The sequence below is a fragment of the Streptomyces wedmorensis genome, from assembly GCF_000716445.1.
Classification (GTDB): domain Bacteria; phylum Actinomycetota; class Actinomycetes; order Streptomycetales; family Streptomycetaceae; genus Streptomyces; species Streptomyces wedmorensis.
Genome location: NZ_JNWK01000012.1, coordinates 142,157 through 156,983 on the forward strand (window position 1 = coordinate 142,157; position 14,827 = coordinate 156,983).

12 protein-coding genes and 1 pseudogene are annotated in these 14,827 nt (G+C 71.6%); 3 read left to right on the forward strand and 10 right to left on the reverse strand.

Translation table 11 applies throughout. The features are described 5' to 3' along the window. Window positions 1–7 precede the first annotated feature (7 nt). A complete protein-coding gene (locus OO54_RS12970) occupies window positions 8–739 on the forward strand; it encodes a hypothetical protein (RefSeq protein ID WP_033202986.1) in 732 nt (243 codons plus the stop codon). Here OO54_RS12970 and OO54_RS12975 read toward each other — a convergent pair. Then, window positions 690–1,946, reverse strand: a complete 1,257-nt coding sequence (locus OO54_RS12975; RefSeq protein ID WP_200146721.1) for a cytochrome P450 — start codon at window positions 1,944–1,946, stop codon at window positions 690–692. The two genes, OO54_RS12970 and OO54_RS12975, sit on opposite strands and share 50 nt — an antisense overlap. Before the next feature lie 121 nt (window positions 1,947–2,067). Here OO54_RS12975 and OO54_RS12980 point away from each other — a divergent pair, with 121 nt between their 5' ends. Together OO54_RS12980 and OO54_RS12985 are read left to right on the forward strand one after the other, a co-directional pair. Continuing rightward, window positions 2,068–3,300, forward strand: coding sequence for a hypothetical protein (locus OO54_RS12980; protein ID WP_157856468.1), 1,233 nt, complete (start codon window positions 2,068–2,070; stop codon window positions 3,298–3,300). Between the two features lie 94 nt (window positions 3,301–3,394). Next, entirely contained in the window at window positions 3,395–4,942 is a 1,548-nt protein-coding gene (locus tag OO54_RS12985) for a CocE/NonD family hydrolase (protein WP_033202988.1), read from the forward strand. 38 nt (window positions 4,943–4,980) lie between these two features. Here the strand turns inward: OO54_RS12985 and OO54_RS41495 are convergent. The 9 genes and pseudogenes from OO54_RS41495 to OO54_RS42390 form a co-directional block, all read right to left on the reverse strand. Then, window positions 4,981–5,838 (reverse strand): annotated as a pseudogene (locus OO54_RS41495) (amino acid ABC transporter permease). Further along, the gene (locus OO54_RS12995; protein ID WP_033202989.1) at window positions 5,835–6,479 is read right to left on the reverse strand and encodes an amino acid ABC transporter permease; all 645 of its coding nucleotides are present in this window, start codon (window positions 6,477–6,479) and stop codon (window positions 5,835–5,837) included. The pseudogene OO54_RS41495 and the gene OO54_RS12995 overlap by 4 nt, the downstream one beginning before the upstream one ends. Window positions 6,480–6,496: 17 nt before the next feature. Then, window positions 6,497–7,411 (reverse strand): glutamate ABC transporter substrate-binding protein, encoded by a 915-nt coding sequence (locus OO54_RS13000; RefSeq protein WP_033202990.1) that lies wholly within the window; start codon window positions 7,409–7,411, stop codon window positions 6,497–6,499. Between the two features lie 14 nt (window positions 7,412–7,425). Beyond that, entirely contained in the window at window positions 7,426–8,172 is a 747-nt protein-coding gene (locus OO54_RS13005; RefSeq protein ID WP_033202991.1) for an amino acid ABC transporter ATP-binding protein, read from the reverse strand. Between the two features lie 138 nt (window positions 8,173–8,310). Then, window positions 8,311–8,754, reverse strand: coding sequence for a DUF6278 family protein (locus tag OO54_RS13010; protein WP_033202992.1), 444 nt, complete (start codon window positions 8,752–8,754; stop codon window positions 8,311–8,313). 80 nt (window positions 8,755–8,834) lie between these two features. Further along, a complete protein-coding gene (locus OO54_RS13015) occupies window positions 8,835–9,614 on the reverse strand; it encodes an exodeoxyribonuclease III (protein WP_033202993.1) in 780 nt (259 codons plus the stop codon). 84 nt (window positions 9,615–9,698) lie between these two features. Further along, entirely contained in the window at window positions 9,699–10,331 is a 633-nt protein-coding gene (locus OO54_RS13020) for an MBL fold metallo-hydrolase (RefSeq protein ID WP_017236833.1), read from the reverse strand. 9 nt (window positions 10,332–10,340) lie between these two features. After that, the gene (gene pcaDC / locus OO54_RS13025; protein WP_033202994.1) at window positions 10,341–11,600 is read right to left on the reverse strand and encodes a bifunctional 3-oxoadipate enol-lactonase/4-carboxymuconolactone decarboxylase PcaDC; all 1,260 of its coding nucleotides are present in this window, start codon (window positions 11,598–11,600) and stop codon (window positions 10,341–10,343) included. Window positions 11,601–11,687: 87 nt separating this feature from the next. Then, window positions 11,688–14,827 (reverse strand): tetratricopeptide repeat protein (locus OO54_RS42390; RefSeq protein WP_157856469.1); only part of this gene is annotated, 3,140 nt, incomplete at its 5' end.

The following is a 14,827-nucleotide window of genomic DNA, read 5'->3' on the forward strand; positions in this document are numbered from 1 at the left end:
CGCGCCCATGAACGAAGACGTGCGGAACATCGTGCTCGGGGTCCTGGCGACCGGGGTCAGTGCCTCCTTGGGCTGGCTGGCCCGCACGTACCTCTGGCGGCGCCGGCTCCGCCGCAAGCAGGCCTTCTTCGGGCTGCCGGGGAGCTCCGAGTGCCTGCTCGTGGTGAACCGGGAGGCGGGCGGGGACAACGTCGTGCACCGCTTCGACGTGTTCGCGATGCTCGAACTCTCCGCCCTCATCAAGGACTGCGGGGCGCAGGCCCGCATCCTCGCGCACGACGTGGCCCACCAGGGCTTCGGCGACCGCACCGAGTTCTGCGTCGGAGGCCCGTACTCGAACAGACGCATGGCCGCCCATCTGTCCACGCTCCTCCCCGGCGTGACCATGAACGTGGACGTGCAGCCGTCCGAGGTCCAGGGATCGATCACGGTCGGCACCGAGACCTACCCCATGGAGAAGGGGGTCTCCGAGTACGTGATCCTCGCCCGGCTCACCGCCGGGGAGGGTGGCCGCCCGGTCTTCCTCTTCTGCGGCCAGCGCGCCATCACCAACCAGGCGGCGACCCGCTACCTGGCCCGCCACCACGAGTCACTGGCCCGCAGCCACCGCTCGGGTTCCTTCGTGCTGCTGCTCAAGGTGGTCAACACCCAGGCCTACGGCCCCGACGTCGTGGAGCTCGTCGCCGACGTCACGCGGGTCGCCCTGTCGGCTCCGGCAGCCGCACCGGCAGCGACTTGATCCCGTTGATGAAGTTGGACACGAGCCTGCGGGGCGGTCCGGCGAGCGTCAGCCCCCCGCAGGCCCCGCGCGCCTCCTCGTACAGCACCCGGAGCTGAAGCCGGGCGAAGTGGGCGCCGAGGCAGACGTGCGGGCCGTCGCCGAAGGAGACGTGCGGGTTCGGCGTCCGGCCCAGGTCGAGGCGGTGCGGGTCGGCGAAGACGCGCTCGTCGTGGTTGGCGGAGGCGTGGAAGACGACGACCTTGTCGCCCGCCCGGACGACCTGCCCCGCCAGTTCGGTGTCGCGGTTCGCCGTGCGCCGGAAGGACAGCACCGGCGGGTGCACGCGCAGGAGTTCGTCGACCGCCGTGTCCATGGACACTTCACCGCTCCACAACCTCCGCTGCTCGTCCGGGTGTTCGGCGAGGGCGAGGAGTCCTCCGGGGGCCGCGCTGCGGACGGTGTCGTTGCCGGCGACGGTCAGCAGGAAGAAGAACATCTCCAGTTCGGCGTCGGCGAGTTCGGACGTGGCCAGTGACGTCACGACGTCGTCGGCGGGATGCGCCCGCTTGTACGCGGCGAGTTCCTGGACGTACGCGAACATCTCGGCGAGCATCGCGGGCGAACGGGGGTTCACCGGCCGGCCCTGCTCGTCGAGTACGGGCGGCTCGTCGGGGTCCTGGTAGGCGATGACCCGCTCGGTCCAGGCATGCAGCAGTCCCCGGTCGCTCGCGGGCACCCCGAGCAGGTCGGTGAGGTTGAGGAGCGCGTAGTCGTCCGTGACGGTCCGGACGAGGTCCACCTCACCCCCGGCGGCGACCGCCTCCGCCAGCAGTTTCCCGGCCCTCTCGCGCGCGGTCACGGCGAACCGCTCGATCCGCCCCGGCGTGAAGGCCCGGCTGACGAGCCGCCTCAGCCTCCCGTGCTCCGGCGGGTCCTGATTGAGCATCATGCGCCGGATGAACGGCAGGTCGGCGGGGTCGGGGTCACGGATCTGGGTGGCGCCGAGGTGTGAGGAGTACGTCTCCGAGTCCTTGAGGACGCGTACGACGTCGGCGTGCCGGGTGACGGCCCAGAAGCCGGATCCGGCGGGCCAGCCGAGGATCTCGGGCTCCGCCTGACGGGCGACGGGGGCCCGGTCACGGAGCTCTCGGAAGCGGTCGTGCGGGATGCCCGCCGCGTAGATCCGCGGGTCGAAGACGTCGGGCGGGAGGATCCTGCTCCGCACCGGCCCTCCCTTCGAAGTGAAGACGTCACCATCATGACAGGTCAGAGCGCGTTTTCGTAGGACGGAACGCACAGTTCGCGAGCCTTGTCCGGGCTGCCCGACGACGCCCAGAATCTCCGTCGTGCATTACACGGAGGACAGGGGGCACATGGGGAACGCGGGGAAGTACGACGAGGACGCGGTGCTGCGGGCGCGGGTCCTGCTGCTCGGATCGGACCGGCCGAGCAACCGGGTGGAGATCGAGGCGTACCGGACCCTGGCGCAGGTGAGCCCGCGGGTCTATCTGCCCAGGCTGGCGCACGCGCTGGTCGCGCGCACCCGGGAGCTCAGGGACCCGAAGGCGCACGTGGCCCTGTACGCGGAGGCGGTGGACGCGGTGCGGCGGTACGACGCGGAGGTGCCGGGCCGGAAGGACCAGCTGAACGGCGCGCTGCGCGGGTACCAGCACGCGCTGTTCGCCGCCGGGCGGCGGGCCGAAGGCCGGTCGGTGTGCGAGGAGTTGGCGGCGGCCGGTCAGTACGGGCGGCTCGCGGTCGTCCTGGCCGAGGAGGGGCGTCACGGTGAGGCGGCGGACCTGTACGCCCGGCGCATCGTGCCCGGGTCCGCCGACGTGTCCGATTGGACGCTGATCGAGTGGGCGGCCGAGCTCGACGCGGCCGGACGGCGCGGGGAGGCCCTGGAGGTGTTCGCCCGCGTCGTCGCGGAGGCGCGACGAACGGCGGCGGAGGACCGCTCCCCGCTGGCCTCCCTGGTGTGGAAGCTGGACCACTACGCGCGGATGCTGCGGGCGGCCGGGCGCCGGTCCGAGGAGGCCGCGGCGCGGCGTGAGGCGCTGACCCTGGTCACCCGTCTCGCGGCGGGCGGGGAGCCGGTGAGCTGGAGCAACATCCAGGCCTCCTGGGTCACCCTCCTCGTCCTCTCGGGCCGGCCGGCCGAGCCGGCCGCCACTCCGGACGCGCCGCTGCCGGCGTTCGGGGCCCACCCGTACCACGGATGGTCCCCCGACACGCGCGAGGAGTACTTCGCCTCCGTCCCCTCCCTCGAACAGCGGGTCGCCGCCTTGCGCGCCTCGGGTGACCTGCCGGAGCTGGTCGCCGCCCAGCGCCGCCTCACCGTCCGGCGGGCGCTCCGCTGGGAGACGTGCGGCCGCCGGGCCGAGGAGGTGCTCCGCCCGGACTTCGACGAGGGTGTCGCGCTCGCCCGGCGCCTCCCCGAGGACCGTTCCTCCGTCGCCCGCGCCCTCGTCGACCGGTCCATGTTCCTCCTGGCCGTCAAGCGGTACGAGGAGGCTCACGCCGACTTCGCGGAGGCCTTCGCCCTCGACTCCGGCACCCCAATCGTTACCCGCACGTAACTTACCGACTGGTTACCACGGGTAAGGCGCTCCCGTTACCGTCGGGTCACTTTCACTGCCCCCCCATCAGTGACCCCCCAGTGAGGAGTGCCCCGTGCGCACATCCCTGGCCCTCGCCGTCTCGGCCGCTCTCGTGGCCGGGACGGCGCTCGGGCTCGCGCCCGCCGCCCAGGCCGCCGACACCTCGATCCGCTTCGTCGACATCGTGGGGGACGGCGGCACCGTCCTGAAGGCGAACGTCGTCACGCCGGCGGGTGGTGACGGTTCCGCCCGCTACCCCGTGATCGTGCTGCCCACCAGCTGGGCCATGCCCCAGATCGAGTACCTCGCGCAGGCGCAGAAGCTCGCCGACTCCGGCTACGTGGTGGTGAGTTACAACTCGCGCGGGTTCTGGCAGTCCGGCGGGGAGATCGAGACCGCCGGCCCGAAGGACGTCGCCGACGCCTCCAAGGTGATCGACTGGGCCCTCGCGAACACACCCGCGGACCCGGACCGCGTCGGCATGGCGGGCGTCTCCTACGGCGCGGGCATCAGCCTGCTGGCCGCGGCGCACGACCCGCGCGTCAAGGCCGTCGCCGCGCTCAGCGGCTGGGCCGACCTCATCGAGTCCATCTACAGCGGGCGGACCCAGCACCTCCAGGCCGCCGGACTGCTCGGCGGCGCCGGATACCTCACCGGGCGGCCGGGGCCCGAACTGAAGCAGATCCTGGGTGACTTCCTCTCGTCGAACCTCGACAAGGAGGACGAGATGATCGCCTGGGGCCGGACCCGGTCCCCCGCGACGTACCTGGACCGGATCAACGCCAACGGCGCCGCGATCATGCTGGGCAACGCCTGGGGGGACACGATCTTCCCGCCCAACCAGTACGCGAGCTTCTACGAGAAGCTCACCGGCCCCAAGCGGCTGGAGTTCCGCCCCGGCGACCACGCCACCGCCGAGGCCACCGGCCTGTTCGGCCTCCCCAACGACACCTGGACCAGCACCCACCGCTGGTTCGACCGCTACCTCAAGGGCGCCGACAACGGCATCGACCGCGAACAGCCGGTCCAGCTCAAGTCCCGCTCCACCGGAGGCTACGAGGGCTACGCCGACTGGAAGTCCGTCAACGCCGACCAGCGGAAGTTCTCCCTCGCCGACACCGAGCACGTCTGGGCGAACGTCGACTCCGGCGCCAACGGCGGCATCACGCTGCTGACCAACGCCCTGGACCAGTTCCTCCGCACCCCGCCCGTCGTGTCCGTCCCGCTGCTGCCCCGCGCCTTCGCCGGCGTATGGCAGTCCGAGCGGTACGACACCGCGCAGAAGGTGCGCGGGACGGCGAAGGTACACACCACGGTCACCCCCACCAAGGAGAGCGGCACCTTCGTCGCGTACCTCTACGACGTCGGCCCGCTCGGCATCGGCAAGCTCGTCAGCAACGCCCCGTACACCTTCCACGACCGGACCCCGGGGCAGTCGTTCCCCGTCGATCTGGAACTGTTCTCCACGGCGTACGACGTGCCGGCCGGACACCGGCTCGCGCTGGTCGTCGACACCGTCGACCCGCTGTACATCGAGCACAACCCGACCGGCGCGCAGCTGACCTTCTCCTCCCCGTCGGCCGACCCGTCGTACGTGTCGGTTCCGCTGCGGCAGGAGTGATCACCGGCTGCTGCCGGGCGGGCAGGGCTCCACACCGGCTACTGCGCTCCCGGCAGCAGCGTTCCCGGTTCGGCCGGAGCGACGTCGACGGCCTTCGTCCTGGGATTGCGGCGCTCCCGGCGGGCCACCCAGGTGGCGAACCAGGAGAGCAGTATGCACATCCCGATGTAGATCGGTGAGATGACCAGCACGACGGGGATGAACGGCAGGTCGTAGTCCAGGTCGGACGCGATCAGCTTGCCCGCGTGGAGGAACTCCTCCTAGGTGATGAGGAATCCGAGCGAGGTGTCCTTGAGGGCGACGACCAGCTGGCTGATGATCGCCGGCAGCATCGCGCGGACGGCCTGCGGCACCAGGACGTAGGTCATGACCTGGGTCTTGCGCATGCCGAGCGCGTACGCCGCTTCGCCCTGGCCGCGCGCCACGGCGTGGACGCCGGTGCGGAACACCTCGGCGAGCACGGAACCGTTGTAGAGGGCCAGCCCGGCGACGAGCGCGGGCAGCGGCTGCACCTTGAGCGCCACGAAGATGAAGAAGATCATCACGAGGACGGGCATGGCGCGGAAGAACTCGACGACCAGACCCGACACCCAGCGCAGCACGCGGTGCTCGGAGAGGCGGCCGGCGGCCAGCGCGGCGCCGAGCGCGAGCGACAGCACCGAGGCGTAGGCGAAGGCCTTCAGGGTGTTCCCGAGGCCCCTGAGCAGCAGCTCCTGGATGCCCTCGTACTCGAAGGGCATCCACTTGGTGGAGGTGAACTGATCGGTGTCGAAGAGGAGATGGATGATCCAGCCGGCCGGCGCGAGGAGCACGACGGTGGACGCGAGGCCGTAGATCAGGTGGCGGCGCCGCGCCTGGGGCCCCGGGATGTCGTAGAGGGCGGTGGACTCGGTCATCGGGCGACCCCCCAGTGCTTCTCCATGACGTGGAACAGGGCGCTGATGCCGAGGGTGATGATCAGGTATCCGACGGCGATCCAGACGAACGTCCACACGATGCTGTAGCCGAGTTCGCTCAACGTCTTGTAGGTGCCGAGGAGTTCGGTGACGCTGAACGCTCCCGCGATCGCCGAGTTCTTGGCGAGGGCGATCAGGTTGGAGCCGATGGGCGGAATGACCGTACGGAACGCCTGCGGGAGGACGACCGTGGACAGGGTCTGGGAGAAGCTCATGCCCAGACCGCGGGCCGCCTCGCCCTGCCCGCGCGGCACGGTGTTGATGCCGGAGCGCAGCGCCTCGCAGATGAACGCCGAGGTGTAGCAGCCGAGCGCGAGGACGGCGAACACCTCGAAGGGCAGCACGAGTCCGAAGCGGGGCAGGCCGAGCATGACGGCGAAGAAGAGCAGGGTCAGCGGGGTGTTGCGCAGGGCGGTGACCCAGACCGTGCCGAAGACCCGGAAGGAGCCCACGGGCGCGACCCGGAAGGAGGCCATGACGAAGCCCAGGACGAGGGCGAGCGCCGAGGCGTAGACGGTGAGTTCGACGGTGCCGAGGAAACCCTCGCCGTAGAGCGAGAAGTTGTCTGTCAGTACGTCCATGTCAGCGGGGTTCGTCCTCAGTTGGCCGGGTAGCGGTCGATGGCGGGCGGTGTCGGGGCGGGGACCCCGGAGAGGCCGAGTGTGGCGTCGTACGCCTTCTTCCAGTCGCCGTTCCTCGCGTGCGCGGCGATCGCGTCGTCGAGGGCGAAGCGCAGGGCGTCGTCGCCGTGCGGGACGCCGATGCCGTAGGGCTCCTCGGAGAACGGCTCGCCGACCACCTTGAGTTCGTCGGGCACCTTCGCCGCGTAGCCCATCAGGATCGTGTCGTCGGTGGTGACCGCGTCGACCTGGTAGGTCAGCAGGTTGTCCACGCAGACGGAGTACGTGTCGTAGGCGACGAGTTCGGCCTGCGGGTAGTCCTTCGCGATCCGCTGGTACGGGGTGGAGCCGGCGGCCGAACAGACGCGCTTGCCGGCCAGGTCCTGCGGTCCGTCGATGTCGTCCTCGTCGGTGCGGACCAGGAGGGACTGACCGGCCTGGTAGTACGGGCCGGCGAAGCCGACGAGCTTCTTACGGTTGTCGTTGATGGTGTACGTGCCGACGTAGTAGTCGATCTGGCCGTTCTGCAGGGCCGTCTCGCGGTTGGCCGAGGCGATCGTACGGAAGTCGACGCCGGCCGGGTCGAAGCCGAGGGAGGCGGCCATCATCCTGGCGATCTCGATGTCGAAGCCGGAGTACCGCCCGGCGGCCGGGTCCTTCTCCCCCATGTAGGGCTGGTCCTCCTTGGCGCCGACGACGAGCCGGCCGCGCTTCTTCGCCCGGTTCCAGGTGGCCGAGTCCGGCAGGGTGAAGCCCGATTGGACCTGGTAGACCGGGAGTCGGTCGGGCTGCGGGCCCTTGACCGGCGGGCTGCCCTCCTTGCCGCAGCCGCCGAGCGCCGACACGGCGAGCAGCAGGGCGAGCGCGGCCAGGGTCCGGTGCGTACGCCGCATGGCTCCCACCCCGGTCAATGCTTGAGGATCTTGGAGAGGAACTCCCTGGCGCGCTCGCTGCGCGGAGCGGTGAAGAACTCCTCCGGCGCGCGGTCCTCGACGATCTTCCCGTCGGCCATGAAGACGACCCGGTTGGCGGCGGATCGGGCGAAACCCATCTCGTGGGTGACGACCACCATCGTCATGCCGTCCCGGGCCAGCTGCCGCATGACCTCCAGGACCTCGTTGATCATCTCGGGGTCGAGCGCCGACGTCGGCTCGTCGAAGAGGAGGGCCTTGGGATCCATGGCGAGGGCGCGGGCGATCGCCACGCGCTGCTGCTGGCCGCCGGAGAGCTGCGCCGGGTACTTGTCGGCGTGCGCGGCGAGTCCGACCCGGTCCAGGAGTTCGCGCGAACGCCGGTCGGCCTCCTCCTTCTTGCGCTTGCGGACCTTGATCTGCGCGAGGGAGACGTTCGCCAGGACGGTCTTGTGCGCGAAGAGGTTGAACGACTGGAAGACCATGCCGACCTCGGCGCGCAGCCGGGCGAGCGCCTTGCCCTCCTCGGGGAGGGGCTTCCCGTCGATGACGATCTCGCCCGACTCGACGCTCTCCAGCCGGTTCATCGCCCGGCAGAGGGTGGACTTGCCGGAGCCGGACGGACCGATGACGACGACCACCTCCCCGCGCCCGACGGTGAGGTCGATGGACCGGAGGACGTGCAGCGCGCCGTAGTGCTTGTTGACGCCACGCAGTTCGATCAGCGGATCGGCGACGGCCATGCGCTGCCCTGTCCCCTTCTCGGCGGTGTCGCGGTCAGCGCAAACTATCCACGAGAAAAAGGGACTTCACGGCCGACACACATACAACCGGGATAAGCCGTATTTACTGCGGAAGGGTGGCGGGGGCGGCGCCCGGAGTCAGTACTCGGCGGCCTCGGCGTACACGTGGTAGAGCTCCGGCGAGCCCGTCATCGCCCAGTCGAGACCGGCCTCGACCACCTGGATCTCACGGCCGGAGGCGAGCCGCACCACCGGGCCGCCGCCGGGCCACACCTGCCACCGCGCGTCCGGCACGTTCCGGACGATGACGGTGCCGAGGTAGAGCCCGGCGTCGTTCCCGATCCAGGGCAGCTCCTCCGCGTCGTTCCGCCAGCGCGGCGGCAGCTGGTCGAGCTCCTGGAGGGAGCGCGGGGTGTCGTCCAGGACCACGCCGACCGCGCCGACCCGGGTGCGCAGCAGCTCGCACTCGGAGAGCAGCTCGGCGACTCCCTCCGGGTCGCGGTCGAAGGCCGCGGCCAGGGGAGCGTCGGCCGGCTCGGGCTCATGCCGCTTGCGCCAGTTGTCCAGAAACGGGATGTTCATCCGAACAGCCTCGCACCGTCACCCGCCGGTCGACCACCCGGCGCGCGGAGACGATCTCCGCCGCCGGGACGGGCCACCGGTCAGACGTCCAGGTCCACGACCACGGGCGCGTGGTCCGACGCCCCCTTGCCCTTGCGCTCCTCGCGGTCCACGTAGCTGTCGGAGACGGCCTCGGCGAAGGGCTTGTTGCCGTAGACCAGGTCGATCCGCATGCCCTTGTTCTTCGGGAAGCAGAGCGCGCGGTAGTCCCAGTACGTGAACGGGTGGTCGTACTTGAGCGGGCGCGGGACCACATCGGTCAGACCGGTCTCGCGCAGACCGGCGAGCGCGGCCCGCTCCGGCTCCGTCACGTGCGTGGCCCCCTCGAAGACCGCCCGGTCCCACACGTCGTCGTCCGTCGGGGCGATGTTGTAGTCGCCGAGGACCGCGAAGGGCCGCTCCCCCGCCGCGTCCTCCGCGACGGCCGCCTTGAGCGCCTCGAGCCAGCGCAGCTTGTACGCGTAGTGCTCGTGCTCCACCTCGCGGCCGTTCGGCACGTACACCGACCAGACGCGGACCGGGCCACACGTCGCCGAGACGGCGCGCGGCTCCTCCGCCGCGTCGTACTCCGGGCCGCCGGGCAGCCCCGTGACCACGTCGGCGAGGCCGACCCGGGAGACCAGGGCCACGCCGTTCCACCGGCCCGTGGCGTTGACCGCCGACTCGTACCCCAGGGCACGCAGCTCCTCGGTGGGGAACAGCTCGGCCGTGCACTTGGTCTCCTGGATGCACAGCACGTCCGTGCCGCTGCTCTCCAGCCATGCCAGGAGCCGGGGCAGCCGGGCGGTGATCGAATTGACGTTCCAGGTGGCGATGCGCATGTCCGCAAGCCTACTGGCGGGGTGTGACAGTCGTCCGGCACGGCGGCGCCGGGTCGTGGTGGTCGCCCACCGCCCCGGCTCCGGTCAGAGCTCGGCGGAGGCGCCCGGGGCGAGGCGGGAGTGGTCGGTGCCGCCGAGGGCGCCGATCTGACGGTCGTAGATGGGCCGGGCGAGATCGGTGAGCAGCGCGTCGTGGATGTCGTACGCCCGGCGCGGCTTGACCTCCCTGACGTAGTCGATGACCTCGGAGATCTTGTTCCAGGGGGCCATGACGGGCAGCAGCAGCGTGTCCACCGGGTGGTCGGGCACGGTGAGCGCGTCGCCGGGGTGGAAGACGGAGCCGTCGACGAGGAAGCCCACGTTGGTGATGCGCGGGATGTCGGGGTGGATCACCGCGTGCAGCTCGCCGTGGACCTGCACGTCGAAACCGGCCGCTGTGAACGCGTCGCCGTGGCCCACGGTGTGCACGCGCCCGGGGAAGGCCGCCGAGAGCTGCTCCGCGACGCTCCGCAGCGTCCAGATCTCGGCGGCCTCGTTCGCCTCCAGTGCGGCGCGCAGCCGACCCTCGTCGAAGTGGTCCGGGTGCTCATGGGTGACGAACAGGGCGTCCGCCCCGCGGACCGCGTCCTCCTCGGTGAACATGCCCGGGTCCATGACGAGCGTCCGCCCGTCCTTCTCCAGCCGTACGCACGCGTGGGACTTCTTCGTCAGCTTCACTCCGCCAGGTTACGCCGGAGGCGTCGTCTCCTCCTCGATGGCGCGGGCGACCACCCGCAGGCCCGTCTCGGCCGCCGGCAGCCCGCAGTACACGCCCGCGTGCAGGACGACCTCGCGGATCTCCTCCGGCGACAGACCGTTGCGCAGGGCGGCCCGCGTGTGATCGGCGAGCGCCTCCCGGTGGCCCCCGGCCACCAGCGCGGTCAGCGTCACCGCGCTGCGCATCCGCCGGTCCAGGCCCTCCCGGCCCCACACCTCACCCCAGGCGTACCGGGTGACCAGCTCCTGGAACGCGCCGTCCCGGTCATCGGCCAGCGCCTGGTCCACATGGGCGTCGCCCAGGATCTCGCGCCGCAGCCCGAGGCCCTTCTCGTACGGGTCGGGCCACCCCGCCTCGGCGGGCTCGGCCACCGGCGCGGCCACCGCGGGCTCGGCCGCGGGAACCGGACCCGCGGGCATCGGCGGCACCGTCAGCGTCCCACTGGTCTCCTGCGCCGTCCCGGCGAAGTGCTCGCCCAGCAGGTCCGTCACGGCCGCCGGCTGCTCCACGGGCGCCAGGTGCGAAGCGCCCGGCACCACCGCGAGGCGCGCGTCGGGTATCCCCGCGACCAGCGTCCGCGCCTCCGCGGGGCCGGTGACCTGGTCCTCGGAGCCCACCAGCACCAGGGCCGGCACCCCGATCCGCCCGAGCGCCTCCCGCACATCGAACACCGCCAGCGCCTCGCACGCCGCGATGTAGCAGGCCGGGTCCGTCGTGCGGACCATCTGCACCGCCCAGTCGACGATCGCCGGCTGTGCCCCCGCGAACAGCGGCGTGAACCACTGCTCCGGCGCCGTCCTCGCCATCGGCTCGAGCCCGTTCGTCCGGACGATCACGCCCCGCTGCCGGAACTCGTCCGCGCTCCCGAACCTCGGCGACGTCGCCACCAGCGCCAGCGACGCCACCCGGTGCGGTGCCCTCAACGCCAGGTCGAGCCCGACCGCCCCGCCCAGCGAACACCCCGCGTACCCGAACCGCTGCACCCCGATCTCGTCCAGCGTCGCCAGCAGCCGGTCCCCCAGCTCCGCCACCGAACCGAACGCACTCGCCGGCGCACCCCCGTGCCCCGGCAGATCGAACCGCACCACCCTCCACTCCCGCGCCAGCTCCGGCACCTGCCGGTCCCACATGTGCCACGTCGTCCCCAACGATGGCCCCATGACCAGAACCGGCGCGTCCTCCCGTCCGTCGACGCGGTATTGCAGGGTGTTCGTCGATGTCTCACTCACCCGCAAGACCCTCTCATCTCTCGGCGGGGTGTGTGCGGGCGGGGGCGGGAGAGGCCGATCGATTTCCGGACACGGAGCGCGAGACCATCAGGAACCGTCCCCCTCGGGAGCGGCGCTCTCCGCGCCGGCGCCCGGGACCCGCTGTTCCAGGGCGACGGCATCACCGGTCCGGCCCGCCTGCCGGTAGGAGGAGGCGAGAGCGGATCGCGCGCTGACGGTGTCGGGATGCCCGGGGCCCAGGAGCCGCTCCCGGTCGGCCAGGACCCGCTCTTCCAGTGCGATGGCCTCGTCGGTCCGCCCCACCTCGTAGTAGGAGAAGGCGAGGTTGACGCGGGCGGTGACGGTGTCGGGGTGATCCGGACCCAGGACCCGCTCGGAGATCGCGAGGACCGGCTCCTCCAGGGCGATGGCCTCCTCGACCCGCCCGGTCTCGTAGTAGGAGAAGGCGAGTTCGGCACGGGCGGAGAGGGTCGCGGGATCCTCGGGACCCAGGGTCCTCTCGCGGTCGGCGCGGACCGCTTCCTGCAGCGTGATGGCGTCGTCGATCCGCCCCGCCCTCCGGTAGACGAGGGCCAGGTTGGCGCGGGCGACGATCGTCTCGGAATGGTCCGGGCCCAGGACCCGCTCGGAATCGGCGAGCACGCGCTCCTGCAGCGGGACGGCCACTCCGATCCGCCCCGTCCGCTCATAGGAGTAGGCGAGGTCGGCGCGGGCGGTGATGGTGTCCGGGTGGTCCGGGCCCAGATGCTCTTCGCAATGGGCCAGAGCCCGCTCCTCCAGGACGATCGCCTCGACGACGCGCCCCACCCGGCCGTAGCCGAGGGCGAGGTCTGCGCGGGCGGTGACGGTGTCGGGGTGATCCGGGCCCAGGACCCGCTCGGAATCGGCGAGCACGCGCTCCTGCAGCGGGACGGCCTCGGCGAAGTTCCCGAGCCACCGGAAGGAGAAGGCGAGGTCGGAACGGGCGGCGAGAGTGTCGGGGTGGTCCGCCCCCAGGACCCGCTCGCGGTCGGCGAGGACCTTGTGCTGGAGGACGATGGCCTCGTCCGTCCGTCCCGCCTGCCTGAGGAAGAAGGCGAGGTCGGCACAGGCGGTCAGGGTTTCCGGATGCTCGGCACCCAGGACCCGCTCGGAATCGCGGAACGCGCGTTCCTCCAAGGCGATGGCCTCGTCGGTCCGCTCCGCCTTTCCGTAGGTGAAGGCGAGGTCGGAGCGAGCGGTGATGGTGTCGGGGTGATCCGGGCCCAGGACCCGCTCGCAGTCCGTCAGGACCCGCTCCTCCAACGCCGCGGCCTCGTCGACCCGGTCCACCCGCCGGTAGGAGAGGGCGAGGTCGGAGCGAGCGTGCAGCGTGTCGGGATGATCGGCGCCGAGGACCCGCTCGGAATCGGCGAGTACGCGTTCCTGCAGGGCGATCGATTCGTCCATCCGCCCCACCCTCCCGTAGGAGAAGCCGAGGGTGGTCCGGGCGTTGAGGGTGTCGGGGTGATCCGGCCCCAGGACCCGCTCGCGGTCTGCCACAACCTGCTCCTCCAACGCCATCGCCTCGTCCACCCGATCCGCCTGGTAGTAGGAGGCCGCGAGGGCGGCGCCGGCGGAGATCGTGTCGGGGTGATCCGGCCCCAGGATCCGCTGACGGCCGGCGAGTGCCTCTTCCTGGAGGGCGATGGCCTCGCCGGTCCGCCCCGCCTGCCGGAAGGAGATGGCGAGGTTGGCGCGTGCGGTCAGGGTGTCGGGGTGCTCCGGCCCCTGATTGCGCTCACGGACCGTCAGAACCTGCTCCTCCAGCTCGATGGCCTGATCGGTCTGCCCCGCCTCCCAATAGGTGAAGGCGAGGTCGGAGCGCGCGCTGAGCGTGTCGGGTTCCTCAGCGCCCAGAAGCCGCTCGCAATCGGCCAGTACGTGAGTCTGCAGGTCGATGGCGTCGTCGAGCCGGCCGACCTCTCTGAAGGAGAGGGCGAGGTCGATCCGGGCACTGCGGGTCTCCGGATGCTCCGAGCCCATCAGTCTCACGGAGTCGCCCAGGACTTCTTCCTGCAAGGCGATGGCCTCGTCGGTCCGCCCCGCCTCCCGGTAGGTGAAGGCGAGGTCGGCACGGGCGGTGAGGGTGTCGGGATGCTCCGGCCCCAGCACCCGCTCGGAATCGGCGAGAACCCGCTCCAGCAGGTCGATGGCCTCGCGGAGGCGCCCCAGCCGCCTGTAGGCGAAGGCGAGGTCGATCCGGGCATCGATGGTGAAGGGGTGATCGGGCCCCAGGGTCCGCTCGTGTTCGGCGACGGCCCGCTCTTCCACGGCGACGGCCTCGTCACCGGGCCCCGGTTGCCCGGGAGGCTGCGCCGCCGGGGCGGCCAAGGCTGTTCGGCGCAGGTCGAGCAGCTCCGCCGCCGGGAGTGCCAGCGCACGGGCCAACGACACCAGCGTCTGTTCCGACGGCATCGGTCCGTCGTCGCGGAAGGCCGCCGAGACCGTCGTACGTCCCAGGCCCGCCAGGCGGGTGACCTGTGTCAGGTTGAGCCGGGCGACGACACGCCCGTGATCGAGCCTCCTGCGCAGTTCGGTGAGGGCGTCGTGGCCCGCGTTCCCTCCGGCGGGGCTTCCGTCGCTCCGCGGCGGGTCCTGTTCGACGCGGGGGCGGGAGCCGACCGGTGGTTCCTGGTGCTCCGGTGCGGGCTGGATGCCGAGCCGTGTGAGGAGCTGGGACTGGAGCCAGCCGAAGGAGCGGGTGGGGTCCTCGATGAGGGCGGTGCCGTCGGGGTGGCCGACCCAGGCGGGGAACACGGCGGCGCGGCCGATGGCGGACTCGATGCGGTGGGTCAGGGCGTCGGCGGTGCGGAGGAGTTCTCTCGGGGGGACGGCCGTCAGGAGGGCGCGGCGGGCGTCGGCGTCGAAGTCGAAGCGGCGGAGGTGCGGGAGGCGGTGGGGTTCGATGGGGTCGAGTTCGTGCATGAGGCCGCCGAGGAATACCTCGGTGAGGTGGCCGGGGTCGGTGGGAGGGCCGAGGGCGGCTTGGACGAGGCGCATCACGGGGGGTGTGACGGGGGCGACGGCGGCCATGTGGGCGGCGAGGCGGTAGGCCTCGGTGGAGGCGGCCGCCTTGAAGCGGAGGACGGCGTCGGCGCCGGTGACACGGGCGTGGGAGTCGCTGCCGTCGGTCCGGGGGGCGGCGTCGGCTCCGGTGCCTCCGGGGTCGGCAGCGGTCGTTCGGGGGTCGGGGTCGGGGGCGGGGG

Coding starts and splice junctions, on each gene's coding strand:
- OO54_RS12970 (WP_033202986.1), top strand. CDS start 8: ATGAACGAAGACGTGCGGAACATCGTGCTCGGGGTCCTGGCGACCGGG.
- OO54_RS13005 (WP_033202991.1), bottom strand. CDS start 8,172: ATGGCCGTCGCCGATCCGCTGATCGAACTGCGTGGCGTCAACAAGCAC.
- OO54_RS13015 (WP_033202993.1), bottom strand. CDS start 9,614: ATGCGCATCGCCACCTGGAACGTCAATTCGATCACCGCCCGGCTGCCC.
- OO54_RS12995 (WP_033202989.1), bottom strand. CDS start 6,479: ATGGACGTACTGACAGACAACTTCTCGCTCTACGGCGAGGGTTTCCTC.
- OO54_RS13000 (WP_033202990.1), bottom strand. CDS start 7,411: ATGCGGCGTACGCACCGGACCCTGGCCGCGCTCGCCCTGCTGCTCGCC.
- OO54_RS13010 (WP_033202992.1), bottom strand. CDS start 8,754: ATGAACATCCCGTTTCTGGACAACTGGCGCAAGCGGCATGAGCCCGAG.